Source organism: Niallia alba (genome assembly GCF_012933555.1).
Taxonomy (GTDB): domain Bacteria; phylum Bacillota; class Bacilli; order Bacillales; family Cytobacillaceae; genus Niallia; species Niallia alba.
On sequence record NZ_JABBPK010000001.1, the window covers coordinates 4788608 to 4812608 of the forward strand.

The following is a 24001-nucleotide window of genomic DNA, read 5'->3' on the forward strand; positions in this document are numbered from 1 at the left end:
TTCAAAACAGCTTAAATCTAAATTGATTCACTATCCCCTTCACAAAGATCTTGAACAAACTTCGGTAGAATAAAGGCCGCTTTGTGTAAGTCTTTCGTGTAATACTTGGTTTCTATTGAATGGAAACGGCTCTCTGGCACTTGTAAGGGATCATATTGCTTTGATCCAATTGTGAACGCCCACATTCCGCTTGGATATGTCGGTATATTAGCGATATATAATCTGGTTATTGGAAATATTTCTTTTACATCTCTTTGTACGGAGCGAATAAGCTCTCCTTTAAACCATGGGTTGTCCGATTGAGCAACGAAAAGTCCATCATCCTTTAAAGCTTTTGCTATCCCAGCATAGAAGCCTTTTGTAAACAGATTAACAGCAGGTCCCACTGGTTCTGTGGAATCTACCATAATTACATCATAGACCTTTTCACTTTTGGCAATATGCATAAAGCCATCACCTACTTGCACATCCACTCTTGGGTCATCCAGCTTTCCAGCTATCTCTGGTAGAAACTGCTTACTATATTCAATTACTTTACCATCAATATCAACAAGCGTCGCCTTTTTAACACTTGAATGCTTTAATACTTCCCGAATAACTCCGCCATCACCGCCGCCAACTACAAGAATATGCTCAGGTTTCGGGTGAGTAAATAATGGAATATGTGCTACCATTTCATGATAAACAAATTCATCTCTGGTAGAAGTCATCACCATATCATCCAATAACAGCATATTTCCCCACTCTTCTGTCTCTACCATCTCCAACTTTTGAAACGGTGTCTGTTCTGTATGTAATGTACGTTTGATTTTCATTGTAATTCCAAAATTATCAGTCTGCTTTTCTGTAAACCAAATTCCCATTTTCATATCCTCCATTCATTTGATTAGTTAAAGCAATCAAAAAAGAAACATTTCTAATGAAAACAATCTTCTTTTTATACTTCCCAATCAAACAAATAACAAACACGAAAAAAGTATAGTGGATATTCGTAAAAATGCAAAGAATTTTTTTATATTCCATGATAAAAATGTTTAAAACACCAATCTTTACCACATACTAGTGCTATCTATTTTCGTTTCGTTTCATAACGATAAAAAACAAAGAAATTTCTACTTAGGAGGTGTCATGTATTGGAAGTCATTGTCAATAAATTAAAAAACTCTGGAAAGTATTTACGCATACTCGTGATATTGGGACTCCTTTTCATGATAACCGCAAGCATCATTTTTATCGGAGTTTATGTATACGCTCGTACACTTGGCCCCCCTCCTTTAGCCGTTTCTCAGTCAACTATCTATTATTCAGATAACGGTAGTATCATTGGAGAAAGCAGTAATGGGCAAAAAAGATATTGGGTATCCATCGATGATATTAGCCCATATTTAGTGGATGCTACTGTTTCCATTGAAGATAAGAACTTTTATTCTCATCACGGCTTTGATTATAAACGAATTGGCGGTGCTATTTTAGCAGACATAAAAGCAATGGCAAAAGTACAAGGAGCAAGTACGATAACGCAGCAATATGCCCGAAACTTATTTTTAGAGCATGAAAAGACTTGGAAGCGAAAAATTGCAGAGGCTTTTTATACACTTCGACTAGAAATATTTTATACGAAGGATGAAATTCTAGAGGGCTATATAAATACAATTTATTATGGCCACGGAGCATATGGAGCAGAGGCAGCGAGCCAATATTACTTTGGAAAAGAGGCATCAAAACTAACGCTAGCAGAAGCAACCATGCTTGCTGGTATTCCGAAGGGACCTAGTATTTATTCTCCCTTTTCATCAATAGAGAATGCAAAAAAAAGACAAAGCATTATCCTTAATTCCTTGATTGAAAATGGCTATATAACAGCAGAAGATAAAAGGATAGCTTTAAATGAAAAGCTATCTCTAGTAGGAGAATTCCCGAACACAAGTATGGAAACAGCTCCCTATTTTCAAGATAGCGTTAAAAACATTTTGAAAAACCAGCTTCACCTGGATGAAAAAACGATTCAATTAGGCGGATTAAGAGTATACACTACCTTGAATACCGAGCAGCAAAGAATTGCAGAAGAAACCATTAATCACACGATAAACAAAGATAGTAATATACAAATAGGCTTTGTGGCTATGGATCCAACTACAGGCTATGTTAAAGCATTGGTGGGTGGAAGAAATTATGAAGAAAGCCCATTTAACAGAGCAACTCAAGCTAGTCGTCAGCCTGGTTCGACGATAAAACCTTTGTTGTATTATGCAGCACTTGAACATGGATTTACACCAGCGACCATGATGAGTAGCGAGAAAACGACCTTCCGTTTTGATGACGGCAGAGATCCATATACACCGCATAATTTTAATAATCGATATGCAGATGGCAATATTACAATGGCACAGGCACTTGCGGTTTCCGATAATGTATATGCTGTTAAAACCCATTTGTTTTTAGGGCAGGATACATTAGTAAAAACAGGAAAAAGATTCGGCATTACAACCGATTTACAAGAAGTACCTTCACTTGCTCTAGGAACCTCTAATGTGCGGGTAATCGAGATGGCAAATGCCTATAGTATGTTTGCCAATGGAGGAAACAGTGTTTCTCCTGTTTTCATTACAAAAATTGAAACAAATGATGGACAAATTCTCTATGAACATAAAGCAAAGAAAGAGAAAGTGTTAGATACAGATTTAACTTTTGTCATGAACCAAATGATGACAGGAATGTTTGACCCTAATTTAAGTGGCTATGCCTCTGTAACGGGAAGTACCATCGCAAACGATATTACAAGAATTTATGCAGGTAAATCTGGTTCCACAGAATCAGACAGCTGGATGATTGGCTATACCCCGCAATTAGTGTCAGCCGTTTGGACCGGATATGATCAAGGAGAACCCATCACGTTAACAGCTGATAAAACATATGCAAAGAAAGTTTGGGCTCAGTTTATGGAACAAAGCTTGAATAAAGAGCCAATCAAAGGGTTCACTCCTACAAAAGGAACAGTTGGTGTATATATCGACCCTAAGAGCGGTAAACTTGCATCAAATGCGTGTGGCACAAAAAGAATAATGTACTTTACGAAGGAAACTGTACCGACAGAATATTGTGCTGATCTACCGAAAGACGATTCCAGTGAAAAACCAGCAAATAAGGAAAAAACAAATGAAAAGGTACCATGGTATAAACGAATTTTACCTTGGTAGAAGCAAAGATTGAAAAAGCATACTGCCGCCTATTTTTGGCGGGGTATGCTTTTTTGTTTTGGTCGGATGATGGCGAGGCAAAACCTCGCCTCTGTTACCTTTTTGGCTGTTCCGTTTTGAAAAGGGCTTAGAGATCCTCTCTCCGTTACCTTTTCTCTCTCTTCCTCTTCCAAACGGGCTTAGACAACCTCTCCTCTGTTACCTTGCCTCTCTCTTCCTCTTCCAAATGGGCTTAGACAACCTCTCTCTGTTACCTTGCCTCTCTCTTCCTCTTCCAAACGGGCTCAGACAACCTCTCTCTGTTACCTTGCCTCTCTCTTCCTCTTCCAAACGGGCTCAGACAACCTCTCTCTGTTACCTTGCCTCTCTCTTCCTCTTCCAAACGGGCTTAGACAACCTCTCCTCTGTTACCTTGCCTCTCTCTTCCTCTTCCAAACGGGCTCAGACAACCTCTCTCTTTACCTTTTCTCTCTCTTCCTCTTCCAAACGGGCTTAGACAACCTCTCTCTGTTACCTTTTCTCTCTCTTCCTCTTCCAAACGGGCTTAGACAACCTCTCTCTGTTACCTTGCCGCTCTCCTCATTCTTCCTCCAACCAAACGTCTTCTACATATTTTCTTTTTTGCTGCTTGCTTATTTTTCGATATTCTTTTGATTTAAAAATAATATCAAAATCATAATCTTCCGGATAAAGCTCTGTTCCTTTAATATAAAGCTTCAATCGCTTTTGATTGACTATTCTTTTTTCCTGGCGAACCTGCACGATATATCTCCCTTGTGCATCTGGTCCTTGGTAAACAATTCCCATTTCATTCGTCTCTGTAAGAATTACATTATCTCCTTGCTCAAATATTGGCTCTTGTGCTCTTGGCGTATCAACCGGCCTTGTCATTCCTAATTTGCGGGCATATTTATTAACAACTACCTGTTGCTTATAGCTTGGATCATTTACATTTTGATCATCATGGAAGTTCCGATATTTTTTATACGTTATCTCATGCGCTTTTTCAATAAGCTCAGGGTGCAGTCCTAATTTGCTTGCAATTTCAAACGCTTGGCTTCTCCCACTTTGCCCCAATAACAGCTTATATGTCGGCCGTAATGTAACGATATCAAATTCCATTGTTCCATTTAAAAACCCTTCTGTTTGATCCGCAAATTCCTTCATCTCACTATAATGAGTCGTCGCAAATAATGTTGCTCCTTTTTGATAAAGCTGTTCTAAAATTACAATAGCGAGGGCCATCCCTTCTCCAGGATCTGTGCCAGATCCTAGCTCATCAAGCAATACAAGCGAACGGTCATTGGTTTTTCTTAAAATATCAATAATATTCACTAGCCTTGAACTAAACGTACTTAAATTTTGTTCAATGCTTTGTCCGTCACCGATATCCACAAATATATGCTGAAAAATCGCTATTTTGCTCCCTGCTTTTGCAGGAATTAGCAAGCCTGATTGTGCCATCATTGTTAATAAACCAATTGTTTTCAATGTTACTGTTTTCCCACCTGTATTTGGCCCTGTAATAACGAGGGCACGATGCTCTTCGCCAAATAAAATGGTTAAAGGGACTGCCTTCTGCCCAAGCATTGGATGACGAGCTTCTTTTAAATGAATCATATAGTCATCTGTTAAAACGGGAGACTTTGCATCAATTGCTCTGCTGTATTTTGCTTTCGCAAACAAAACATCATAATAATGCATCGTTTCGATAGCTAGATTTATCGCATTTTCCTCTGCTAATAGCTTTTCTGTTAATTCATATAAAATTCGTTCTACCTCATACTCTTCTGCCAGCTTCATTGTTTCTATTTCCGCTTGCATATCTGCCAATTCAATTGGTTCGATAAATACCGTTGCACCAGATGCAGAAGTATCAAGTACACTTCCTGGCATTTTGGTTTTGTATTCTCTTTTAACAGAGAGAGTCAAATGTCCATTACGCTCGGACACAATTTTGTCTTGAAGATAACTTGCATATTTTTTTGATTTCACTAGTTGGTTAGCCTTTTCTTTAACCCGATCTGTCAAGATAGATAACTGTCTTCTTAAATAGGCTAAATCACTAGATGCGTAATCATCGACATTACTATGCCTAATACATCTTGTTATTTCTTCTGTAAGCTCCCTAACATCAGGGATAGATTGAACATACAGTGAAACATTCGGAGCAGCAAATTCTTTATCACGCATAAACTGCTTAAGCTTTGTGCAATGCTCTAAAAAGGAAATAACAAATGGAAATTGATCTGCTCGAATATAAATCCCCTTTTTTGCTTGACTTAAATATAGGGACATTTCATCAAGCGTATGAATGGGAACACTACTAGATATTTCTATAATTTTTATAGCCTCTTCTATTTCCTTTATCGACTGCTCCATTTTTCTTTTATCATGAATGGGTCGCAGCTTCCGAATGGTTTCTTTCGCTAAATTTGTTTTCGCATAAGCTTCTATATCCTCTAAAATTTTATAGAAGCCTAATACTTCAAATGTCTGTTGATTCATTTAATTACCTCCTGATTTTTTCTTGAAAAACCCTTGAAAACAGAAAAAAGCCAGCATGAACAAACGCTCACACTAGCTTTTTTGGGTAAACCTATCCGCTTGTTTGCGGCATAAGGAAATCCTTCGCAATAAAGTAAAAAAGCTATGACAAATATGCCATAGCTTGGATCGTCTATTGCTCGCTATGAGGCTTATTCTTAACCTTCCTTGAAATTCGCATGCTAAATAAACCGGTAGAATTCCGATTTTTTAACAACATTCAAGGCCGTATAAAATTAACGGTTAGTTAAGAACACTCACACTCATAAAACAATCTCCTTTAAAAGGGCTTTTTATTGAAGGCTTTTTTCGGATAGTTTGTTGCTATTATCCGTAGCCTTATTTGTTTCTCTTTTAGTTTATCGATTTCTCTTCACATTTGTCAACATTTTCAAAAAATTATCCTAACAAGTCTTTTTTCAGCTGTTCTAGGGAGTTATCCCAGAGTTGCTGATCATGATTTTTTAGGAAATCAGCAAGCACCTTTTTAGACTTATCATCCATATTATCAACCATAATATGCCTTTTCATACTTTTATCCATCTTATTCACATGGTCTGGCAAGGATTTATAGCCTCTGCGAATCGAACGATCTACGGTCATTTCACAAGCTGTTACCCCAGCATAGTAAGGACCTTCAGGCTTGCGGTCAATCGTTACCCATACTAGCCAATAAGCCTTGCCATTTGGCACTTCTTCTTTACTTTTTAAAAACTTGATACCACGCTCTACAGCACTCCTTGCATGCATCGCCCCAATATCAACGATTGCTTCTCCTGCTTCCACATCAATAATAACAGGAGATACATTTTCTAAACTAAGACTGCCAATTCCAAAACCTTTATGCCCATCTGTTGGGTCATTTTTAATAATATTAAAGCCTACTGTTTTTTTCTTTTTTTCTTCCATTTTTCATACTCCTTCTGCGATTTATTCTAAGCGATCGCGGATTGCTAACTGCTTAACGATTCTTATTTGTCGTGCAAGAAAGACAATTTTTCCATTCTAACAAATTAAAATAATAATTGATTAAACAGTTGAAGGAAAAAGACTCGCACAAACTCAATCCAAGGGAATATTGTATAACTTGATAAACCGGTAACAATTAATACAATAAATAAAATAGATCCATATACCTCATACTTAGACATTCTTGCTCTAACTCGAGAGGAAACTAGATCTTCTATAATTCGGTAGCCATCTAGAGGTGGTAGCGGAATTAAATTAAAAGCAAAAAGTAATAAATTCATATAGACAAAAATTTGAAAAAACGGATATAAATCAAAATTACTTCCTACTGGAACATTTAACTTTATTAATAGTGCAATAATAATAAAACCAAGAAAAGCTAGTATTAAATTACTAACAGGTCCCGCTAGAGAAACCAATACTCCAGCTAATTTCGGTCGTTTAAAGTAATGACGATTAACTGGCACTGGCTTCGCCCATCCAAACCCAGCAATCAAAATAAAGATTGCACCAATGAGATCGATGTGAACGATAGGATTTAGCGTTAATCTTCCCTGCTTTTGCGCTGTTGGATCTCCAAATTTATAAGCTACGTATGCATGTGCAAATTCATGGAAGGTAAAACCTATAACAATGGAAATAATAATATAAGGCAAATCCGCCAAATTTTGCGAAAATAACAAATGATTAGCTCCCCTCTATAAACAGTTTCTACGGAAAATCGTTTTTTTCTATCTAGTAATGTTTCCTTCTAAAATTATACATGATTATAAATTGGAAAGGAAAATTTTCTTTTCCTAGGAAAGGAGCAAATAAAAATCCCCCCTTTTAATTACAAAGAAATGATTAGAAACTTGCACTTTTTCAAAAAATATGAAAAACTACTAACAAAAACCAAGGAGGACTAACAGATGCCATACGTAACTGTAAAGATGTTAGAAGGTAGAACAGAAGAGCAAAAGCGAAATCTAGTAGAAAAAGTAACCGATGCTGTTGTAGAAACAACAGGTGCCTCAAAGGAAAAAGTAGTTGTCTTCATTGAGGAAATGCCTACAAACCATTACGCTGTTGCAGGCAAACGCCTAAGTGATCAATAATGCCATTAAAAAAGATCCTACCAAGCAAATCGTTTCATTGCATGGTAGGATCTTTTTTAATGAATGGTTTTCTCTTTTAAGCTTTCAATATATGTGTAGGCTATCTCTATTTCTTCTTCTGTATATTTTTGCTTTGCTTTTAAAGTAAAAACTTTTTCTTTCACTTCTTCCTTTGGTAAAGTATCAAAGAATAGAACGGTTGAAACAAGTTCAAGAAATCTTGAATTCTGGCCATTCATATCTTCCAGACAAGGCGATAAATTAGGCATCTCCACTTCATTAAGTGCCAGAAACTCTTTCCCATTATCGGTTAAGGTATAACGGTATTGGAAATAGCCTCCCTTTTTTTCTTTTATCTCATTTAAAAATCCCATATTGCATAGTTCTTCGATTCGCAAGGTCAGCTCTTCTGAATAGGGACCGAAAAAGTGAAATTGATATTTTTCATGAAACGGAAAATCAAGCTTTTTCGCAATATATATCATTTTTTGCAGCTTTTTTCTTCCAATAATTTCGCCCGAAGCAGCAATTGCTTTCATTACTTTGGCATGATCTTTTAACAAATTGGGTCATCTCCTACTCGATTTAATCCTAAGACATACATCTATTGAATATCCAACAATTGACGAATTTGTTTTTTGATTTTCCCTTTAGAACTGTCATCCTTTAAAATGTCCTTTGGAAAATACAGCTTATGATCGGTTCTTCTTTTTCCAGAGATACTGTCGACTATTTCCGATTCTCTGGAAAGCTCTCTTATTTCTCCGTTTTTCATCAATAGATGAATGGGCAACCGTTCTTCCTCTTCCCCAGGTCGATAAAAATCATAAGGTAGGTCAGACGAGGAATCTACAACTAAATAATATTCCGGATCTAATCCCGCTTTTTGAAATAACCCAGATAATTCTTGGAGTTTCTTATACTCTTTCGCTGGATCAAACTCAACATATTTAAAAAGATTCCTGTTCATAAACCTGCGGCAAAGGTCTTTCAAAATAGTATCGTCTTCTTCTTGCCACATTTGAAAATAATAGAGAATAATAGCCTCATCCAATTTCAAGTAGTCCTCTAAGGATGTCTCTTCTTCAAAAAGTGAGTAAAAATGAATGGGGTGATATTTAAAAGAGTAGAACTGTTCGTGTAAATGTTTCGCTCTATGTAGAATCTTCGTAAGAATTACTTCCGCACTTCTTGTCACTGGATGGAAATATACCTGCCAGTACATTTGATAACGGCTCATAATATAATCTTCTACAGCATGCATTCCGCTTTTCTTAATAACAGCCTGATCTTCACGTGGACGCATGACACGCAAGATTCTTTCCATATCGAAATTTCCGTAGCTAACCCCTGTAAAGTATGCATCTCTTAGTAAATAATCCATTCGATCTGCATCAATTTGACTGGAGATTAGACTAACAACTAGTTTTTCTTTTGATGTTTTTGCGATTACTTCGGCCACTTTTTTGGGAAAGTCTTTCTCTACTCTTGTTAAGACTTTATTTACTTCTGTCTTTCCTAAGATAATTCTGCGTGTAAATTCTTCATGATCGAGATCAAACACTTTTTCAAACGAATGAGAAAAAGGACCATGTCCTAAATCATGTAAGAGTGCGGCACATAAAGAAAGCAATCTTTGGTTATTATTCCATTCTTCTCTGCCTTCAAAAACATCGTCAATTATTCTTCTAACAATTTCATATACTCCTAGAGAGTGATTAAACCTGCTGTGTTCCGCACCATGAAAAGTAAGATAAGTCGTGCCAAGCTGCTTAATTCTTCGCAGGCGCTGAAACTCTTTCGTCCCAATCAAATCCCATATCACTCGGTCACGAACATGGATATAGCGGTGGACTGGATCTTTAAATACTTTCTCTTCGTTTAGCTTATCCGTCGAATATGGCATCTTTCTCACTCTCTTTCGTTCTATTGGCTATTTTTTATTCATTCTAGTAATTTAGAGTACGCTCCATATTCTAAAGATAGAAAAAGAGGGTTCCGTGTAGGCATTTTAAAAAGGAAAAAAATCATGGTTTTCTCCATAAAATAACTATCTAGTGGAAGCTCCTCTGGTTTTACAAAGACTCTGTTTTTCATTGTTGTTGTTTCATTTGAAGATTTCAAATAATAGATGAGTTTCTATTATTTTTTTAACTTTGTATTAATTTTATCCATTAACTCTTCTTCTGTTAATGCAGCTAGTGGACGATTATTGACAAAAGCAAATGTTTTTTTGCGACCAGGACCACAATAGGATTGACATCCTATTTCAATTTTTGCATCTGGATCTATTTGCTTTAAACGTGGTATTAACGTTTTTAAATTTACTGCCTGACAATCGTCGCAAACACGAAATTCGTTTGCCATTGGGACAACCCTTTCTTTAAATGCTCTCTATTAAAGTTATCAATCATCTAATCGACAACATTCTCACTCATTACTATATGGTATTTTACCCCTTCTCCACTAGCAATGCAAGATGCAAAAGAGTGTAAAACAGTGACGAATTTGTGGAATAAATCCGCTCCTACTATGCTATTTTTGTCTATCTGCTACGGCAGTATTTTTTCTAAACTAATTCCCTTCTCTATATTAATTAATCAATATGCGTTATAATTTTCTCTTGAATATAGGGAGGTTATTAAATGAATAAAAGTAGACTATTAGTAATGTGCAGCATTGTGCTTGCAATGTTGATCGCCTCTATTGATACGACTATTATGAATACAACCATGCCAATTATTGCAGAGGAACTTGGCGGAACGGCATTATACGCTTGGTCTTTTGCTGCTTATATGATAGCTAGCACCATACTGTCACCAATTGCCGGCAGACTTTCTGATCTTTTTGGTAGAAAGAAACTGTTTGCTTTCGGGATTATCGTCTTTTTAATCGGCTCACTCTTATGTGGAATTGCAGCGACTATGCCTCAATTAGTCATTTTCCGCGCACTACAGGGAATGGGAGCTGGATTCATGATGCCATTTCCTGCTATCATTGCTGGAGACCTTTTTTCTATTGAAAAAAGAGGGAAGATCCAAGCATTATTTACTGGCATGTGGGCATTATCTGCCGTATTAGCTCCCACACTTGGTTCTCTTTTTGTAGAGTTTTTGAGTTGGAGATGGATTTTTTACATTAATTTTCCAGTATGTATCATTGCACTATTAACTTTGATTCCATATAAAGAAGTTTATCAACCTAAAAAGGCACAAGTAGATTATATTGGTGCTGTCCTGTTTGGAGTCGGCATAACTTGTGTATTACTAGTTACCGTGTTAGAAAGTTATCTGTTTATTTTTGCTATAGTCGGTATCCTTCTATTAATCACATTTTATTTCTTTGAGAAAAGACAATCTTCTCCTATTGTTCCATTATCCATTTTTAAGAATAAAACAATTACTTGGATTTTCCTTAATGGATTTGTTGGAACATTGGCCTTATTTGGAACATCAAGCTATATTCCATTATTCCTGCAAAACCAAGCTGGCCTTTCTGTCCTATGGAGTGGTGTTTCTCTCCTTGGTATGTCTGTTGGATGGATGGCCATGTCGGTTCCAGCTGGTAAATGGATATTAAAATATGGCTATCGCATTCTATTAATAATTGGAAATACATTACTATTACTGTCAGGAATTTTATTAGTATTATTAAATGAATCAAACGGCTTCTGGTACGTCTTTATCCTCATGATTGTTCAAGGATTAGCATTTGGACTACTAAGTACTGTTGGTGTTATTGGCGCTCAAGCATTAGTAGGAAATCACGAAAAAGGGATCTCTACTTCTTTCTTTATGTTCTGCCGAAATATGGGAACAGCAATCGGTGTAACCATTATGGGATCTTTGCTAAATAGTGGTACTACCTTTATGGATGGTATTCACCATCTCTTCTTATTCGGATTTATTGTAAGTATTTTTGCATTTTTATCAGCCTTCTTTATCCGCAACGAAGGAACTTTAATAGAAAAAAGAGCATAGAAAATTTAATCGTATATGTATCAAAAATAGTCGGCCAAGTTGCCGGCTTTTTTTCAACCCTCTTTATCCGCTAATTTCCCTTTTTTCTAAACTATAAAAAAATCTACTATCCTTGTATTTCTTTTGTATAAACAAACATATTTCTGGAAAAGATGGAACTAGAAATATTTATTTATCGTGATTAAGTTGGGAGTTGAGTTAAGAATGAAGGTTAGACAAGATGCATGGTCTGAAGAAAACGATTTATTATTAGCAGAAACAGTTTTAAGACATGTCAGAGAAGGAAGTACACAGTTAAACGCATTTGAAGAAGTTGGGGATAAATTAAATAGAACTTCAGCTGCGTGTGGATTCCGCTGGAACGCAGTCGTTCGTCATCAATATGAGAAGGCGCTGCAGCTTGCGAAGAAACAGCGAAAACAACGACAACGGATGCTAGGAAAAGATCAAGGTGGTAAAAAGAAACTATTATACTCACCACCAGTACCAACAGTGGACGATCTCGAGGCTCTTACTGCTTCCACTAGTTTAGAACTTGGTTCAATGGAGTTGGAGACATTCGATTCACTAGAAACATTAGATACACATGTTACTAGTCCAGAAGAAGATGAGCTTGCAAACTATCAAACAGAAGAACCACAAACGAACATTGAAGTAGAGAAAACTCCTGTTTACTCAGGAGTGAGCTACAATCAAGCTAGCACACTTAATTTTGATGCCGTTCTCTCTTACTTACAAAATTTCCGAAGTGCTCCAATACAGCTGGAAATCTTAAAAAGTGAGAATGAAAGATTAAAAAGAGAAATGGCCACGATCAAAAGTCGCAACAAAGAGTTAGAAGAAAAGCTACATCAAATCGAAAACAACTCAGAAATGATGCAAGAAGATTACGAAACACTCATGAAAATCATGAACAGAGCCCGTAAACTTGTGGTACTAGAAGAAGATGAGCGCCCAACCAAGTTTAAAATGGACCGAAACGGAAACCTCGAAAAAGTCGCAGAGTAATTAAAAAGCGGAAAGGGACCGTTCAGCGGCGTGTGGGGTGGAGCAGCATTTCCTGAGATAAAGGAAACACAGAGAGCGATAGCGATCTGATGTTGACTTATCGTAGGGAGAAGTTTGCTAGCTAGATTGATTTTAAAAAGCGGAAAGACCGTTTAGCGGCTTATAAAACGCATAACAAAAAAGAGAGAAGTTTTTGGAGTTGGCAACCATTCTCGATTATAAATAGAGGATAAGGAAAGGGATTCAAAAAATCACCTTCCTTATCCTCTTTTTGATTTTAACGAAATGCCTGCATAATTTTCTCGTTTCGATCAACGACACGATCATAATAAGACTCGAACAGTGGTAGCTCTTCCCCTTGTAATTGATCTGCAAATAAAAACTCTGCGTGATCTTTTAAAGCAAGAAGCAACTTTGTCATCACTTGATCAACTGTTAGTGGAACGTCTAATAGTTCAGCTAAAGAAGCCATTACTTCCGGTTTTATTTCTGGATAAGCAAATTTAGTTGTCTCTCCTTGCAGTCCTGCAGCATAAAATTGCTTGATAATTTCCGCTCTTTGCTTTCCACTGCCATTTATGCAAAGATAAATTTGAACCGCAACCCCACTTCTTAAGCGTCTTTGAGAAATGCCTGCAAATTTTTTCCCATCAATACTTAAGTCATAGCTGCCTGGACAATACGATCCGACAATTTCCTTTGCTTCTATCGTTTTCCCATATTCTTTAAACATATAGTTAATTAATTCCCACATCGTCTCATAACCACTATTAATATCTATTCCTCTTTCCTGTTCTGGCAGGATAAGCGAAATATTTAACACATCTTTATCCAACACAACAGCAAGTCCACCAGAATTACGGACAATGTATTGGTATCCCTGCTCCTTTAAAAAAGCCAATGCATCTTTCAGATGAGGTAATCTCGTATCTTGAATTCCTAATACAATCGTCCGATCATGTACCCATGTTCGTGCCGTAGCAGGTACCATGCCACTTCCAACAGAGGAACATAAAGTATCATCCATGCCGAAAGAGTGTAGCGCTGATACATGTAAACCTGTTGTTGACTGATCAATGATTCTCCATTTATCTTGTTTTAACAAACTAGTATTGCCGACCATCACTTAGCTCCTTTTGTTTTAACAACCATCTATCCTATTTTTAAAAGATATAGTTTTCTTTATTCATTCACAATGATTTATTATAACGAAAAAAGAGCTTTTTCTAAAGCTAAGCAGTTCAATTAATATGGGGAAATGAAAATTACATTGGAATTCACACCATATAACACATACTATTTAACACATTCAATAGCTCAGACTCTGAGCTTTACATTTTCACGATGCTACTTTCGTTGAAGCCCATCTTAGATAAAGAAAACTAGTTATATTACTTTTCCCATTCATGTTCTAAAACACTATATAGTAAAGAGTCACGCCAACCATCTTTAATTAACAAATCTTCACGAATTCCACCTTCTAAATACATCCCAACTTTTTCCAAAACCTTTGATGAACCTCAATCTCTCATTCTTTCTTAAAATGAATAAAACCCCAAACAATTATACGAATTTTTCTTAGCATGTACGTATAATCGTTCGGGGTTATTTGGTTGAAAATACTTATGTCCAAGCTTCTTTAAAAATAATTATTTTGCTAAGCTTTGTCCTGCAGTAATTAATGCTAATTTATAAACATCTTCTTCGTTACATCCACGAGAAAGGTCGTTTACTGGAGCATTTAAGCCTTGAAGGATTGGTCCGACTGCTTCAAAGTTACCTAATCTTTGTGCAATTTTATAACCGATATTACCAGCCTCTAGACTTGGGAATACAAATACATTTGCATCTCCTTGAATTGGAGAATCTGGAGCTTTTTGTTTCGCTACAGATGGAACAAATGCAGCATCAAATTGGAATTCACCATCAATTACTAATAATGGGTCTCTTAGTTTTGCTTCAGCTAATGCACCTTCTACTTTTTCTGTTTCTGGTGATTTTGCAGAACCTTTAGTTGAGAAGCTTAACATTGCAACGCGTGGGTCAATGTCAAACATTCTTGCTGTTTTCGCACTTTCCACAGCAATTTCTGCCAAATCTTGGCTGTCTGGAGTAATATTGATTGCACAGTCTGCAAATACATATTTTTCATCTTCACGAACCATGATGAATACACCAGAAGTCTTCTTAACACCTTGTTTTGTTTTAATAATTTGTAAAGCCGGACGAACAGTGTCAGCTGTTGAATGAATCGCACCACTTACTAGACCATCTGCTTGGTTAGCATAAACAAGCATTGTTCCAAAATAGTTTTCATCTAAAAGGATTTTACGTGCATCTTCTTCTGTTACTTTTCCTTTACGTCTTTCAACAAAAGAAGCAACTAATGCATCAAATTGAGCATATTTCTTTGGATCATAAATTTCTGCATTTTCTAAAGAAACACCTAGATTTTTTGCTTTTGCTTGAACTTCTTCTATGTCCCCAATTAAAACAGGAATTAACACTTTATCTTCTGCTAAACGACCAGCAGCTTTTAAAATTCTCTCATCTAATGCTTCTGGGAAAACGATCTTTACGTTTTGGCCAGTTACTTTTTCTTTTAAACCTGTAAATAAATCACTCATTAATTTTCTTCCTCCTTTTTATGTACACTTAATAGGATACTCTACCATGATAAAATTTCAAGGAATATTCCTTACTTTCTTCTATTTTTATCCCATATAAAGCATGATACGTTCATCTACTAATGCAAAGAAGATGAAGATGAAATATTGATGGAAGTTCTGTTATAAATCTGATAATTCCCTATATGTAACTTCATTATACTTTTTTAGACGAACTGAAACTTCCTTTTTCTAGAAGTCACAATTTGTTCACAATTATCTCAAGGGTTATTCCACTAATATATGGAGAAACTATGATATAGTTAAAATCGTATAAAGTGAAACTTCCATCAGTGGGGGTTTTCCTTCATCCCCCACTGATGGTTAGTTGAACCAATCGGACCTTTACGGACAGTTGATCTCCCACCTATCTTCCTCGTATTCCCATAAGCTTGAGGGGGAGTCTTACTGTCCGTTAAGAGTGGGATAAATGTTATTAAATAAGGAGTGAATATATAAATGAGTGAAGCAGCAAAAACATTAGATGGTTGGTATTGCCTGCATGATTTCCGAACAGTAGATTGGACTACATGGAAAATGTTACCTAACGATGAAAGACAAGAGGCAATCAATGAATTTCTAGGTTTATTGGAAAAATGGAATGTTGTTCAAGAAAACAATAGCGGCAGCCATGCCCTATATACAATTGTTGGACAAAAAGCGGACTTCATGATGATGATTCTCCGTCCAACTATGGAAGAATTACAACAACTAGAAACAGAATTCAACAAAACAAAATTAGCTGAGTTTACTATTCCAGCTCATTCCTATGTTTCTGTTGTAGAATTAAGTAATTATCTTCCTTCTGATTCAGATCAAGATCCATATGAAAATCCATATGTAAAATCTAGATTATACCCAATCCTTCCAGAATCCAGTTATGTGTGCTTCTATCCAATGGATAAACGCCGCCAAGGAGAAGACAACTGGTATATGCTTCCTATGGAAGACCGCATAAACTTAATGCGTAGCCATGGCATGATTGGCCGCCAATACGCTGGAAAGGTAAAACAGATTATTACAGGATCTGTTGGTTTTGATGATTATGAATGGGGCGTAACCTTATTCTCAGATGATGTGCTCCAATTCAAAAAATTAGTATATGAAATGCGTTTTGATGAAGTAAGCGCACGCTATGGTGAATTTGGTTCTTTCTTTGTAGGCACCATTCTTAAACAAGAGGCAATCACTAACTTTTTACATGTAAACTAAATGGAAGGAGAGAATTCTCTAGTAGAGATTACTGGAGAATTCTCTTTTTTTCTATTCTCTTAAAGATTAACTGCTTCTTCTCTAAATAAATCCAGTTGATTTCGATATAAATTCTTAACTCCTTGTCATAACTTTTTCTTTTTCCTCATAGGATGAAATAGTGAGCGATGACCTAAGAAGGAATCAACATTCACCGTCTACTTCTTATCTGTAAATTTTATGGTCAACTTCTGAATGATGGAAGTATGTATGGGAAGATTGAATAGAAGACTATGGAGGGATGAAAATGAGTCAATCAAATTATGGAAACTACGGTTATCCACAAGGATACGGGACTTACCCCGGGCAAATTCCTACCTATGGAAATCAGCAAGTGTATCAGCCACAAACACCAATACAACAAGGGGTCCCTACTCCTACACCTACACCAGCGCCTACACCAAGCCCAACACCTACTACACTGCCAGGACAGCTGCCACTTGAAGCATCATATATCGAGAATATTTTACGTCTTAACAAAGGAAAAATCGCAACCGTATATGCAACATTTGAAAACAATAGAGAATGGAATGCTAAAATCTTTAAAGGCATTGTTGAAGCAGCAGGGCGTGACCATCTTATTTTAAGCGACCCGCAAACTGGAATTCGTTATTTACTGCCTATGCTATATATCGATTATGTTACTTTTGATGAAGAGATTGAGTATGAGTATCCGTATGGCGTTGCAGCACCAAACTTGACTACATATCCACCTAGATAACAAAGAGAAATTCCGTGCATCACTTATATAGTGGTGTACTTTTTTATGCTTTGATTTAGAGGCACAAAAAGGGACTTCAAAAAGTCCCCCCTTATATTAAGTTATGACGTTTTATCTTTCACCAAAAAATAGGCAGTTATCCATGCGGTAATAGGGATTACAAGTGTAACACCTGTTCCTGCACTAAGAATCGTAATCATTTCTGCCCCAAATATTTTTGAATTTACAATTTCCCCTAACGTATAGGACAAATCTTTAAACCAAATCAGTAGTGCGAGGTAACCACCAAAGAAAGCAAAAAATAACGTATTCGTACTTGTACCAAGAATATCTTTTCCAATACTTAATCCAGCTTTGTACAATTCTTTTCTACTAATAGATGGATTGTGATAATAATATCTTTTCCAATTTCCCTTCCTGACTTTATTAATGCTTTAACAGATATATTATTATTCTTTTCATACAATCCAAATATCGAAGAAGACATGGTAATGGCGACGTCCATAACAGCGCCGAGGGATCCGAGAAATAGTCCTGCCAAAAAGACCAATTTATAAGGACGCGTAATAAATTGTAACTCCTCATAGCGAAGTCCTTTTTCCGAAGTTAACCATAAAACAAAGTAAGTCATAAATAGAGAAATAAAAGTACCTAGTAAGGTGCTATAATCGCAGCATACGTTTTTTCGTTTCGCCCGCTCACTAGTATAAGGGAAATAATCGTAAAGATAATCACGCTTATACTGCAAATTAACAGCAGACTCTTTTCGGACGTATTTATATAAACATCCAATGCAACGGATAAGATGACGGCATTAATAATCAAGCTAATAAGAGAATACAAGCCCTGTTTTTTACCAACAAATAGCAAGGCAAAAATAAAAACCCACGCAATCATCAACAAATATGTATCTCTTTTAACATCTTGTACACTTCCTTTGAGATAGCCATTCTCTCCTAACTTAGAATCAATATGAACAAATAATTCATTTCCGACATAGAATTCATCATTATTGGCTTTAGAAGAAGAATATTCATTCATTAGATAAATTTGTTTCCCTTTTTCCTTCCCATTTTTCACTACCCCAATAATTTGCTGAATAAAAATATAATCCTTATTATTAAATTGATCCTTTACTTCCGTTTTATCTATTAGTTCCGTTTTTACGACTTCTGCTATTGGCTTTTCATAGAAGGAGTAATTGTTACGCACAAACACAATAGACCCTATAAATGAAAGTAAAACGACAATAAAAAAGAGTTTCTTTTTCTTGTTCATTTTATGAAATTTGCTAAATATAACTTTCAAAAGTAACCTCCTACTACAAAGTACTTTTTCTTTTGGAAAAGTAAGAAAAAAGGATAGGTAAGAATATCAATCCTTTGCTTACCTATCCTTTTATACGATCCAATTACATCCATTTCCAAGCAGCGATAATAATTAATAACCACGCTGTCAAAAATGCTACTCCACCTATTGGTGTAATAGCTCCTAGTATTTTGATTTGGGTAACGGCCAATATGTATAAACTTCCTGCAAATAGGATAATTCCAATTAACATTAGCCATCCTGCCCAATTCAACAAACTGCTTTCTGGAAATTTCCCTAAGAGTAAACCGATTAGAATTAATCCCGTACTATGGAACATTTGATAAGTAACACCTGTTTTCCACGTTTCAAGATATTTTTCTGGTATTTTCCCTTCTAACCCATGGGCACCGAATGCTCCTAAACCTACAGATAATAGAGCATTAATTGCTCCGATAATGATAAAAGCTTTCATTTTTATCTCCTTCTTTTTAACTTTTTATATAAATGGATCTATGTATGAAGTGTTGATTGTTGCACCTTATTCGTGCTTTCTGCAGATAGACTCTTCCTATAACTAAGCACTACTAAATTAACGATCCGTTGCACTCCTGCAGGTTCTCAGACTTTCCCACATTTTCCGTAGAGTCAAGCAGACTTCTCTTCAAACCTAAAAATCAAATAAGGAATCGCCATTTCCTTCTTCCATTTTTATTTTATTTGTTTGTGTCTGTATGGTTTGTTTTGGAATGGTTAATGGCGCTTGAACAGCTTGGAAGGTTGGTTGCTGAACGGGTTGCTGATAGGTTACGCCTTGTATTCCTTCCTGTTCTAAAACCAACTCACATAAGGATTTAATCGCGTAGACTCTTTCTCTTATTCTTGCATCGGAATTGCTTGTTTTAGCTTCTGCTAACTGATCTTCTATCTTAGCTAATAATTGTTGTATAGAGATATTCATTTCATCCCTCCTTTGCCTGGAAGCGAAGACATTCGTGTCCAGATGCTCTTTTTACTTCGACAGATGGTAGCGCTCTTCCTTTAAATTGGAATGCTTTACACCCTTTAGGGAACTGACTATCCCATGTAACATAGTAAAATTTAATTTATCCCACTCTTAACAGACAGTAAGACTCCCCCCTCAAGCTTATGAGAATACAAGGAAGCTAGGGTCGGAGATCAACTCTCCGTAAAGGTCCGATTGGTTCAACTAACCATCAGTGGGGGAAGAGGAAAACCCCACTGATGGAAGTTTCACTTTATAGCAATTTACCTTATTCTTGTCCATTCTATACCCTTCCAATCCCTTGCAGGAAAATACACACGATGAGCAGCGATTTCTTTTCCTATCTGGAGAAATCACTGCTCATGTATATTTCCTTTATTATATTATTCTTTTTCCAAAAAATCATCTATACACCAATTGATAGGAGGCTGTTCCCCATTTGCTAGCATGCGATTAATCGTAGAGAACGGTCTACTTCCTAAAAAACCTCGATGTGCTGAAAGCGGGCTTGGGTGTGTTGATAAGACGATACCGTGCTTTTTTTGATCGATAAGAGCAAGCTTTTTTTGGGCAGGATTGCCCCATAATACAAAAATAACTGGCTCCTCTCTTTCATTCAGCATTTTTATTACTTGGTCTGTAAATACTTCCCACCCTTTTCCACGATGAGAATTAGCTTGTCCTGCACGAACGGTTAAAACCGTATTTAACAGAAGGATCCCTTGATTGGCCCAGCTCTTTAAATAGCCGTGATTCGGGATAGGACACCCTAAATCTTCATGAAGCTCTTTAAAGATATTTTTTAAAGATGGTGGTATTTTTACTTGCGGCTTAACGGAAAAACTTAATCCGTGTGCTTGATTGGGACCGTGATAAGGATCCTGTCCTAAAATGACTATCTTTACTTTGTCATAGGGAGTGAACGTTAAACTATTAAAGATATCTTCGCGTTTTGGATAAATAGTTGATTCTCTGTACTCTACTTCTAAGAAGGATTCTAATTGAATAAAGTAATCCTTTTGGCGCTCCTGCTCTAATAATTGTTGCCATGATGCGGTCATGCTTCCCCCTCCTTTATTCCCCTGTGAACTTTACTTCAACAGTATATCCTAGTCTCCCATAGAATTCTTTCAATGTCTTTTGGGCATTTTCCTCTGCTTTTACCAATAGTCCTTGTTCCACAGCCTCTTCCTTCATCGCTTCCTTTGCTTCATCCATTAAGCTATAAGCTTCTTCCCATTCCACCTCTCCTCTAAAAATGCCAGAAACAGAATACGTTTCTACTTCATCAAAACTAATAGAAGGATCTTGAAGAAAGCCCGCTTTTGGTAATAGAATGTGAATTGTTTTCTCTTCTTCATTAATTTTAATTTGCTCTTCTGTTATTTCCGATAAATCTACTCCAGCTGTCAGTGTACCAGGTACCACTAATAGTATTTTTCGTTTCGTTCCTGGAATATTTGCCTCAATTCCCTTTCCAAAAATCTCGTTATCTTCTTTTTCTAAGATTGTTTTTACAAAGGCCTGCGAGGTGGCTAATGTTGATAAATCCTTCATCTGTTCTAAATAAGCACCTGTTCTTACTACTGGTTCTTTTGGAAAAGCAACTTTCCAAAGCCCAACTATTCCGACTATCAACCCCACTACTAAAATACTTAAAAAAAGCATGATTTTTCTATTTATCCGATTCTTTACTTTATATAAACCAAATCGAGGAAATCGAAATCCTCTTCTGTTATTTAACTCCATTGTTGTACTTGCCTGTTCCTTTTGTCCAGCGCTTAGCTCTCGATTAATTTGTTCTCTTTCTTTTTTGCTTACCATTTGCCCCCTCCTGTTTCTATGATTCTCTTAATTATATTATATAGGGAATTTTGTCGATTGTGGGGATATTTGTCTATGTATAATTTCCCAAGGGATAGACAATGAAAATATTACCAATGGAAAAAGAGTTTCATCTTTTTTATAAGAGGTATATAACACACATAGATAAATTCCACATTAATAGGAGGCTATCATTATGTATAAAGTAGAAATAGTAGAAAATGGTGTACAAGCAAGCAACATTATTAACGCATTAGAAAACCAAGGGTATAAAAAGGAAAACATTTATATTTTCGCCCACGATAAGGATCGTTCAGAAGACTTAACAAATGCAACGGAAACAGGAAATGTATCCATGAAGGAACAAGGACTACTGGATTCCATCAGTAATGTTTTCCGAAAAAGAGGTGACGAATTGCGTTCAAAAATGCAATCAGTCGGATTAACAGAAGCAGAAGCCGCTAAATACGAGGAAGTTTTAGATACAGGTAAATTAGTTGTCGTTGGTTCACTTGAACAATAAGAAAAGCCTCGCGTTGTGAAATAACAGCGCGAGGCTTTTTTTACTATCCTAATAATTGGTCATAAAGAGTTTTAGCATATACTACATCATTTGTCTCATGTATCAACGCTCTGCCATCTTTAAATAACACTACTCTGTTCGCCTCTAATTGAACACTGAGGAGAAATTGATTTTGCCTCACTGTATATCCTTTCTTCTGAAGACTTTCTTCTAGTTGCTGAAATGGGATATCCTTTGGATTAGAAGGACGAATCTGAACCGTTTCTCTTCCACATAAAACAGCTGTCTTTGTCTGGTTTTCTTTTTTCAAAAAAGGATAAGTCGGATTTTCTCCGCAAGTTGGACAGTCCTCCCTTTTCACGCGATTAACTTTAATATTATGGTGTTCATTTTTCCATAAATCAAAGGTTAAAAATGTTCCTCGTAAGGAAGCTTTATCTCCGACTAATATTTTTAACGCTTCGGTCACTTGATGGGAAACTACTAATTGAACAGTCGGAGCGATAATCCCTACAGTATCACATGTCATACCGGTCATCGGCATAGATTTTATTAGGCAATGTAAACACGGTGTCTCTCCTGGTACAATCGTGTAGCTCATTCCAGAACTCCCTACACAAGCTCCATAAATCCAAGGTATTTCATGCTTCACCGCTATATCATTTACAATCATTCTTATTTCCATATTGTCAGTTGCATCCATTATTATATCAACGCTCTTCGCTAACTGCTCCAATAGCTCTACCGTTGCTTCCCCAACAATACTCTTAATGCTGCATTCTCTATTAATCTCCATTAATCTTCTTTCTGCAGCAGCAGCTTTTGGTATCCGCTCTTTTGCATCCTGTTCTGTATACAATTGTTGTCGCTGAAGATTGCTTTTCTCCACATAATCTCTGTCTATAATAGTAAGATTCCCAATGCCACTTCTACATAACATCTCTGCAATGGACGATCCTAACGCACCAACACCAATAATTAGCACATGTTTCGTCCTAATTTCTCTCTGCCCCTCTGTTCCAATAGAAGAAAATAGTATCTGGCGTGAATATCTCTTCTGATTCATTTGCATTTACTCCTTCCTCATCCTCCACTAACAGGGGGAATAAAAGCTACTGTATCGTTCTCCTTCACAATATCCTCATCCAGTGCAAATTCCTCATTAACCGCTACCATTACTCCTTGAAGGGATAAAGATGGATATGTATTTAGTAAGTACTCCTTAATTTGCGCTATTGTCTGTTGTTTCCCTTTCAATGTTAACGTCTCGCTTCCTATTGTTTCTTTCACACCCGCAAAAAAAAGCAATGTAATCAATGTAATTCCTCCTCACCTGGCTTACCATTGGGATACATTTTAGTCCCCTTTTGATTGCCGATCCACTCTTCTCCATTTTCCCAATGCTCTTTTTTCCAAACAGGTACAATTTCTTTTATTCTTTCGATTGCATATTGATTTGCCTCATAAGCATCCTTTCGATGCGGAGTGGAAACAGCGATAACTACTGCGACATCACTAATTTCTAGCTTGCCAATTCGATGAGTAATAGCAATATCGATATCTCCCCATTTCCGCTTAACCTCTTCGCCTATTTGCGCAAGTTTTTTTGTTGCCATTGGAGTATAAGCTTCATATGTTAAAAATAGTGTTTTTTTCCCTGCTGTTATTTCCCTCACTGTCCCAATAAACGTAGTAACAGCACCCGCATTTCTTCTTATTACTTTATCAATAACATTTTGTATATTAATCGGCTGATCTATTATTTCAAACCTCATCGCTATATCCCCTCTGCATTATTCTCTATTTCCTTGAGCATTTATATTGCTTCTTGCTTTTCCATCGTAAAAAATATATATAAAGATTACCATACATGTAGACAGAATTCTCTTACTTATTATCACCTT

General features: G+C 36.5%; 23 protein-coding genes and 3 pseudogenes. 7 read left to right on the forward strand and 19 right to left on the reverse strand.

Going from position 1 to position 24001, the window contains the following annotated elements; genetic code table 11:
- Window positions 1-17: 17 nt before the first annotated feature.
- On the reverse strand, window positions 18-863 hold the full coding sequence (gene speE, locus HHU08_RS22720; RefSeq protein WP_101729876.1) for a spermidine synthase: 846 nt from the start codon (window positions 861-863) through the stop codon (window positions 18-20).
- A 270-nt stretch (window positions 864-1133) separates the two neighbouring features.
- Between speE and HHU08_RS22725 the strand changes: the two genes are divergently transcribed.
- A complete protein-coding gene (locus HHU08_RS22725; protein WP_169189399.1) occupies window positions 1134-3197 on the forward strand; it encodes a transglycosylase domain-containing protein in 2064 nt (687 codons plus the stop codon).
- 579 nt (window positions 3198-3776) lie between these two features.
- Here HHU08_RS22725 and HHU08_RS22730 read toward each other — a convergent pair.
- From HHU08_RS22730 to HHU08_RS22740, 3 genes are all read right to left on the reverse strand, one after another.
- Window positions 3777-5705, reverse strand: a complete 1929-nt coding sequence (locus tag HHU08_RS22730) for an endonuclease MutS2 (RefSeq protein ID WP_169189400.1) — start codon at window positions 5703-5705, stop codon at window positions 3777-3779.
- A 438-nt stretch (window positions 5706-6143) separates the two neighbouring features.
- The gene (locus HHU08_RS22735) at window positions 6144-6653 is read right to left on the reverse strand and encodes a YwhD family protein (RefSeq protein ID WP_016202525.1); all 510 of its coding nucleotides are present in this window, start codon (window positions 6651-6653) and stop codon (window positions 6144-6146) included.
- A gap of 104 nt (window positions 6654-6757) precedes the next feature.
- Window positions 6758-7396 (reverse strand): site-2 protease family protein, encoded by a 639-nt coding sequence (locus tag HHU08_RS22740; protein ID WP_016202526.1) that lies wholly within the window; start codon window positions 7394-7396, stop codon window positions 6758-6760.
- A 228-nt stretch (window positions 7397-7624) separates the two neighbouring features.
- Here HHU08_RS22740 and HHU08_RS22745 point away from each other — a divergent pair, with 228 nt between their 5' ends.
- The gene (locus HHU08_RS22745; RefSeq protein ID WP_016202527.1) at window positions 7625-7810 is read left to right on the forward strand and encodes a 2-hydroxymuconate tautomerase; all 186 of its coding nucleotides are present in this window, start codon (window positions 7625-7627) and stop codon (window positions 7808-7810) included.
- A gap of 56 nt (window positions 7811-7866) precedes the next feature.
- Here HHU08_RS22745 and HHU08_RS22750 read toward each other — a convergent pair whose 3' ends face one another.
- From HHU08_RS22750 to HHU08_RS22760, 3 genes are all read right to left on the reverse strand, one after another.
- Window positions 7867-8373: a YwgA family protein gene (locus HHU08_RS22750; protein WP_016202528.1), complete on the reverse strand. Its 507-nt coding sequence runs from the start codon at window positions 8371-8373 to the stop codon at window positions 7867-7869.
- Between the two features lie 41 nt (window positions 8374-8414).
- Window positions 8415-9716 (reverse strand): HD domain-containing protein, encoded by a 1302-nt coding sequence (locus tag HHU08_RS22755; RefSeq protein ID WP_016202529.1) that lies wholly within the window; start codon window positions 9714-9716, stop codon window positions 8415-8417.
- A gap of 236 nt (window positions 9717-9952) precedes the next feature.
- Window positions 9953-10177 (reverse strand): DUF1450 domain-containing protein, encoded by a 225-nt coding sequence (locus HHU08_RS22760; protein WP_016202530.1) that lies wholly within the window; start codon window positions 10175-10177, stop codon window positions 9953-9955.
- 278 nt (window positions 10178-10455) lie between these two features.
- Here HHU08_RS22760 and HHU08_RS22765 point away from each other — a divergent pair, with 278 nt between their 5' ends.
- A complete protein-coding gene (locus HHU08_RS22765) occupies window positions 10456-11790 on the forward strand; it encodes an MFS transporter (RefSeq protein WP_016202531.1) in 1335 nt (444 codons plus the stop codon).
- A gap of 204 nt (window positions 11791-11994) precedes the next feature.
- Window positions 11995-12798 carry an RsfA family transcriptional regulator gene (locus tag HHU08_RS22770; RefSeq protein WP_169189401.1) on the forward strand — a complete coding sequence of 268 codons (804 nt, stop codon included), beginning with the start codon at window positions 11995-11997 and terminating at the stop codon, window positions 12796-12798.
- A 277-nt stretch (window positions 12799-13075) separates the two neighbouring features.
- Here the strand turns inward: HHU08_RS22770 and HHU08_RS22775 are convergent, their stop codons facing one another.
- The 3 genes and pseudogenes from HHU08_RS22775 to pta all read right to left on the reverse strand — a co-directional run bounded on the left by HHU08_RS22775 (window position 13076) and on the right by pta (window position 15425).
- Window positions 13076-13921: a lipoate--protein ligase family protein gene (locus HHU08_RS22775; protein WP_016202533.1), complete on the reverse strand. Its 846-nt coding sequence runs from the start codon at window positions 13919-13921 to the stop codon at window positions 13076-13078.
- A gap of 268 nt (window positions 13922-14189) precedes the next feature.
- Window positions 14190-14318 (reverse strand): annotated as a pseudogene (locus HHU08_RS22780) (GNAT family N-acetyltransferase); the annotation flags it as partial.
- A gap of 129 nt (window positions 14319-14447) precedes the next feature.
- Entirely contained in the window at window positions 14448-15425 is a 978-nt protein-coding gene (gene pta, locus HHU08_RS22785) for a phosphate acetyltransferase (RefSeq protein ID WP_016202534.1), read from the reverse strand.
- A 498-nt stretch (window positions 15426-15923) separates the two neighbouring features.
- On the opposite strand from pta, the gene hemQ reads away from it, so the two are divergent.
- Together hemQ and gerQ are read left to right on the forward strand one after the other, a co-directional pair.
- Entirely contained in the window at window positions 15924-16676 is a 753-nt protein-coding gene (gene hemQ, locus HHU08_RS22790) for a hydrogen peroxide-dependent heme synthase (protein ID WP_016202535.1), read from the forward strand.
- Window positions 16677-16962: 286 nt separating this feature from the next.
- The gene (gene gerQ / locus HHU08_RS22795; protein ID WP_101729883.1) at window positions 16963-17436 is read left to right on the forward strand and encodes a spore coat protein GerQ; all 474 of its coding nucleotides are present in this window, start codon (window positions 16963-16965) and stop codon (window positions 17434-17436) included.
- 101 nt (window positions 17437-17537) lie between these two features.
- On the opposite strand, the pseudogene HHU08_RS25815 reads toward gerQ, so the two are convergent.
- From HHU08_RS25815 to HHU08_RS22825, 6 genes and pseudogenes are all read right to left on the reverse strand, one after another.
- Window positions 17538-17831: pseudogene (locus HHU08_RS25815) on the reverse strand (YibE/F family protein); the annotation flags it as partial.
- Window positions 17780-18714 (reverse strand): annotated as a pseudogene (locus tag HHU08_RS26025) (YibE/F family protein). The pseudogenes HHU08_RS25815 and HHU08_RS26025, both read right to left, overlap by 52 nt.
- A gap of 133 nt (window positions 18715-18847) precedes the next feature.
- A complete protein-coding gene (locus tag HHU08_RS22810) occupies window positions 18848-19219 on the reverse strand; it encodes a DUF423 domain-containing protein (RefSeq protein WP_016202539.1) in 372 nt (123 codons plus the stop codon).
- Window positions 19220-19414: 195 nt separating this feature from the next.
- A complete protein-coding gene (locus HHU08_RS22815) occupies window positions 19415-19705 on the reverse strand; it encodes a YwdI family protein (RefSeq protein WP_016202540.1) in 291 nt (96 codons plus the stop codon).
- Between the two features lie 428 nt (window positions 19706-20133).
- Window positions 20134-20811: a uracil-DNA glycosylase gene (locus HHU08_RS22820; protein ID WP_169189402.1), complete on the reverse strand. Its 678-nt coding sequence runs from the start codon at window positions 20809-20811 to the stop codon at window positions 20134-20136.
- 13 nt (window positions 20812-20824) lie between these two features.
- Window positions 20825-21574 (reverse strand): DUF4230 domain-containing protein, encoded by a 750-nt coding sequence (locus HHU08_RS22825; RefSeq protein WP_016202542.1) that lies wholly within the window; start codon window positions 21572-21574, stop codon window positions 20825-20827.
- 196 nt (window positions 21575-21770) lie between these two features.
- Here HHU08_RS22825 and HHU08_RS22830 point away from each other — a divergent pair, with 196 nt between their 5' ends.
- Window positions 21771-22097, forward strand: a complete 327-nt coding sequence (locus HHU08_RS22830) for a general stress protein (RefSeq protein WP_016202543.1) — start codon at window positions 21771-21773, stop codon at window positions 22095-22097.
- Window positions 22098-22140: 43 nt separating this feature from the next.
- Here the strand turns inward: HHU08_RS22830 and HHU08_RS22835 are convergent, their stop codons facing one another.
- Genes HHU08_RS22835 through HHU08_RS22845 form a run of 3 tightly spaced genes read right to left on the reverse strand, consistent with a single transcriptional unit; the run spans window position 22141 to window position 23872 of the window.
- Window positions 22141-23163: a MoeB/ThiF family adenylyltransferase gene (locus tag HHU08_RS22835; RefSeq protein ID WP_169189403.1), complete on the reverse strand. Its 1023-nt coding sequence runs from the start codon at window positions 23161-23163 to the stop codon at window positions 22141-22143.
- 17 nt (window positions 23164-23180) lie between these two features.
- Window positions 23181-23414, reverse strand: coding sequence for a molybdopterin converting factor subunit 1 (gene moaD, locus HHU08_RS22840; RefSeq protein ID WP_016202545.1), 234 nt, complete (start codon window positions 23412-23414; stop codon window positions 23181-23183).
- On the reverse strand, window positions 23411-23872 hold the full coding sequence (locus HHU08_RS22845) for a molybdenum cofactor biosynthesis protein MoaE (protein WP_016202546.1): 462 nt from the start codon (window positions 23870-23872) through the stop codon (window positions 23411-23413). The genes moaD and HHU08_RS22845 overlap by 4 nt, the downstream gene beginning before the upstream one ends.
- Window positions 23873-24001: the final 129 nt, after the last annotated feature.

What these genes read in the sequence shown, in the direction of transcription:
- speE (WP_101729876.1), bottom strand. Translation starts at nt 863, where the DNA reads ATGGGAATTTGGTTTACAGAAAAGCAGACTGATAATTTTGGAATTACA.
- HHU08_RS22730 (WP_169189400.1), bottom strand. Translation starts at nt 5,705, where the DNA reads ATGAATCAACAGACATTTGAAGTATTAGGCTTCTATAAAATTTTAGAG.
- HHU08_RS22735 (WP_016202525.1), bottom strand. Translation starts at nt 6,653, where the DNA reads ATGGAAGAAAAAAAGAAAAAAACAGTAGGCTTTAATATTATTAAAAAT.
- HHU08_RS22745 (WP_016202527.1), top strand. Translation starts at nt 7,625, where the DNA reads ATGCCATACGTAACTGTAAAGATGTTAGAAGGTAGAACAGAAGAGCAA.
- HHU08_RS22755 (WP_016202529.1), bottom strand. Translation starts at nt 9,716, where the DNA reads ATGCCATATTCGACGGATAAGCTAAACGAAGAGAAAGTATTTAAAGAT.
- HHU08_RS22760 (WP_016202530.1), bottom strand. Translation starts at nt 10,177, where the DNA reads ATGGCAAACGAATTTCGTGTTTGCGACGATTGTCAGGCAGTAAATTTA.
- HHU08_RS22765 (WP_016202531.1), top strand. Translation starts at nt 10,456, where the DNA reads ATGAATAAAAGTAGACTATTAGTAATGTGCAGCATTGTGCTTGCAATG.
- HHU08_RS22770 (WP_169189401.1), top strand. Translation starts at nt 11,995, where the DNA reads ATGAAGGTTAGACAAGATGCATGGTCTGAAGAAAACGATTTATTATTA.
- HHU08_RS22775 (WP_016202533.1), bottom strand. Translation starts at nt 13,921, where the DNA reads ATGGTCGGCAATACTAGTTTGTTAAAACAAGATAAATGGAGAATCATT.
- pta (WP_016202534.1), bottom strand. Translation starts at nt 15,425, where the DNA reads ATGAGTGATTTATTTACAGGTTTAAAAGAAAAAGTAACTGGCCAAAAC.
- hemQ (WP_016202535.1), top strand. Translation starts at nt 15,924, where the DNA reads ATGAGTGAAGCAGCAAAAACATTAGATGGTTGGTATTGCCTGCATGAT.
- gerQ (WP_101729883.1), top strand. Translation starts at nt 16,963, where the DNA reads ATGAGTCAATCAAATTATGGAAACTACGGTTATCCACAAGGATACGGG.
- HHU08_RS22810 (WP_016202539.1), bottom strand. Translation starts at nt 19,219, where the DNA reads ATGAAAGCTTTTATCATTATCGGAGCAATTAATGCTCTATTATCTGTA.
- HHU08_RS22815 (WP_016202540.1), bottom strand. Translation starts at nt 19,705, where the DNA reads ATGAATATCTCTATACAACAATTATTAGCTAAGATAGAAGATCAGTTA.
- HHU08_RS22820 (WP_169189402.1), bottom strand. Translation starts at nt 20,811, where the DNA reads ATGACCGCATCATGGCAACAATTATTAGAGCAGGAGCGCCAAAAGGAT.
- HHU08_RS22825 (WP_016202542.1), bottom strand. Translation starts at nt 21,574, where the DNA reads ATGGTAAGCAAAAAAGAAAGAGAACAAATTAATCGAGAGCTAAGCGCT.
- HHU08_RS22830 (WP_016202543.1), top strand. Translation starts at nt 21,771, where the DNA reads ATGTATAAAGTAGAAATAGTAGAAAATGGTGTACAAGCAAGCAACATT.
- HHU08_RS22835 (WP_169189403.1), bottom strand. Translation starts at nt 23,163, where the DNA reads ATGAATCAGAAGAGATATTCACGCCAGATACTATTTTCTTCTATTGGA.
- HHU08_RS22845 (WP_016202546.1), bottom strand. Translation starts at nt 23,872, where the DNA reads ATGAGGTTTGAAATAATAGATCAGCCGATTAATATACAAAATGTTATT.